This is a genomic window from Shinella lacus (genome assembly GCF_010994755.1).
GTDB lineage: Bacteria > Pseudomonadota > Alphaproteobacteria > Rhizobiales > Rhizobiaceae > Shinella > Shinella lacus.
In genome coordinates this window covers 1-2,662 of record NZ_WHSB02000039.1, presented here as the reverse complement: position 1 = coordinate 2,662, position 2,662 = coordinate 1, and the positions used below count along the sequence as shown (strand labels likewise).

Below are 2,662 nucleotides of genomic sequence, written 5' to 3'. Positions count from 1 at the left end.
CCTTCTGGAGCCCATCGGAAATATCCCGCCAGCCGAGGCCGAAGAACGATACTACGCCATGCTGGACGCGCCAGCCATGGCCGCGTAACTTAAACCAAACGGTCTCCGGCACAGCCGGCGCGGTTCACTTCCCCCCAAACGCGGTGAGCGACGGGGGCAACGGAGTGATCCACATGGGACTTTTAAACATCATCCGTCGGATGGCGCTGCGCGAGAAGCAGTCGATCCGGGAGATCAGCCGGCGGACTGGGCTGTCACGCAACACGATTGCGAAGTATCTGAGCGCTGGCACGATCGAGCCGACGTTCACGGTACCGGAACGACCGAGCAAGCTTGATCCTTTTACAGACAAACTTGCTGGCTGGCTAAAGACCGAGGCCGGGAGATCGCGCAAGCAGCGCCGAACGCTGAAGCAGCTTCATGCCGATCTGATGGCTCTCGGCTTTACCGGCTCCTATGGTCGGGTCGCCGCGTTCGCCCGTGAGTGGCGGGCTGAACAGCAGACGGCTGGCCGCGGCATATTCGTTCCGCTTTCTTTCCGCCCAGGTGAAGCATTCCAATTCGATTGGAGTGAGGACTATGCCGTGATCGGCGGCGAGCGCACGAAGCTTCAGGTCGCACATATCAAGCTATCGCACAGTCGGGCTTTTCTGGTCAGAGCCTACCTGCTCCAGACGCATGAGATGCTCTTCGATGCCCACTGGCACGGCTTCCGGGCGTTTGGCGGCATACCTAGTCGCGGCATCTACGATAACATGAAGACGGCGGTCGATCGTGTCGGCCGCGGCAAGGAGCGGCAGGTCAACATCCGTTTCCTCGCGATGACGAACCATTACGTCTTTGCGCCTGAGTTCTGCAATCCAGCGGCAGGCTGGGAGAAGGGGCAGGTCGAGAAAAACGTCCAGGATGCCCGACCACGGCTGTGGCAACAGATGCCGGACTTTCCAGATTTGGCGGCGTTGAATGACTGGCTGGAGCAGCATTGCCAGGCCCTGTGGCGGGAGACGCCGCATGGCACCTTGTCCGGCACGATCGCGGATGTTTGGGCTGATGAACGGGCAGCATTGATGGCGCTCCCCGCCATGTTTGACGGCTTCGTCGAGCAGAGCAAGCGCGTCTCGCCGACATGCCTGATCACCTTCGAGCGTAATCGTTACAGCGTGCCAGCATCGTTTGCGAACCGGCCTGTCAGCCTGCGGATCTATCCCGACCGACTGGTCGTTGCGGCTGAGGGCAATATCCTATGCGAACATGTGCGGATCATTGAGCGCAGCCACGACAAACCGCCACGAACGATTTACGACTGGCGGCATTACCTTGCCGTCATCCAACGTAAGCCCGGCGCTTTACGCAATGGTGCGCCCTTCCTGGAATTGCCGCTGGCCTTTCGACAACTGCAGGACCAGATGCTTCGCCGCCCCGGCGGTGATCGTGAGATGGCCGATATTCTTGCCCTTGTCCTCCATCACGACGAACAGGTCGTCCTCAGGGCTGTGGAACTGGCCTTGGATGCGGGGGTCGCGACCAAGACGCATGTGCTGAACCTGCTGCATCGGCTGATCGACGGCAAGACAATCGATGGTCCCGACATCGATACGCCACAGGCGCTGACCTTGCTGCGTGAACCCAAGGCCAATGTCGAACGCTATGATGGCCTACGCGCCCGAATCGCAGGGGGTCGTCATGCGTCATGACCCCGCAAGTGCTGCCGTCGTCATCATGCTACGGAGCCTGAAGATGTATGGCATGGCCCAAGCCGTCACGGACCTTATCGAGCAAGGGGCTCCTGCCTTTGATGCGGCCGTGCCGATCCTGTCACAGTTGCTGAAGGCCGAGATGGCCGAGCGCGAGGTCCGCTCCATCGCCTATCATATGAAGGCCGCTCGCTTTCCTGCGTACAAAGACATCTCCGGCTTCGACTTCGCTGCCAGCGAGATCAACGAGGCTACCGTGCGCCAACTGCACCGATGCGAGTTCATGGATGGGGCGCACAACGTTGTCCTAATCGGTGGCCCTGGCACTGGAAAAACGCATGTCGCGACCGCTCTTGGAATCCAAGCCATCGAGCATCATCGCCGAAAGGTCCGCTTCTTCTCGACCATCGAACTGGTCAATGCTCTCGAGCAGGAGAAGGCCAAGGGCAAGGCGGGCCAGATCGCGGAGACCTTGGTGCGCCTCGATCTGCTCATCCTGGACGAGTTGGGATACCTGCCATTCAGCGCCTCAGGCGGAGCACTGCTGTTCCACCTGCTGAGCAAGCTCTACGAGCGGACCAGCGTGGTGATCACCACCAACCTGAGCTTCAGCGAATGGGCAACCGTCTTCGGCGACGCCAAAATGACGACCGCTCTCCTCGACCGTCTCACCCACCGTTGCCATATCCTGGAAACCGGGAACGACAGCTTCCGCTTCAAAGCCAGCTCGGCCGCCGCAGCGCAGAAGAGAGGAGAAAAAGCCAAACCCTTGACCAAACCCTGATCAGAAAACCATACTTAGAGGTGGCTCACTTCTCGGTGGAAAAACCGGCTCAGTTCCGCGTGGAAACGTATGGCCCGCCCTGCTTGCAAGTGTTTTTTTGATCCCTGCCAGTCTGCTTCAACGTATTCGGTCTCACGGGCATGCCGTGGCCAAGATGGATATCCGCACGTCCAGAGCCACGATA

General features: G+C 59.8%; 2 protein-coding genes. Both read left to right on the top strand.

The window, feature by feature from the left end:
* The first annotated feature begins 173 nt into the window (after positions 1-173).
* Positions 174-1,694 (top strand): IS21 family transposase, encoded by a 1,521-nt coding sequence (gene istA / locus GB927_RS34145; RefSeq protein ID WP_256121577.1) that lies wholly within the window; start codon positions 174-176, stop codon positions 1,692-1,694.
* A complete protein-coding gene (istB, locus tag GB927_RS34140; protein WP_256121576.1) occupies positions 1,684-2,478 on the top strand; it encodes an IS21-like element helper ATPase IstB in 795 nt (264 codons plus the stop codon). The genes istA and istB overlap by 11 nt, the downstream gene beginning before the upstream one ends.
* The last annotated feature ends 184 nt before the right edge of the window (positions 2,479-2,662 follow it).

What these genes read in the sequence shown, in the direction of transcription:
- istA (WP_256121577.1), top strand. Translation starts at nt 174, where the DNA reads ATGGGACTTTTAAACATCATCCGTCGGATGGCGCTGCGCGAGAAGCAG.
- istB (WP_256121576.1), top strand. Translation starts at nt 1,684, where the DNA reads ATGCGTCATGACCCCGCAAGTGCTGCCGTCGTCATCATGCTACGGAGC.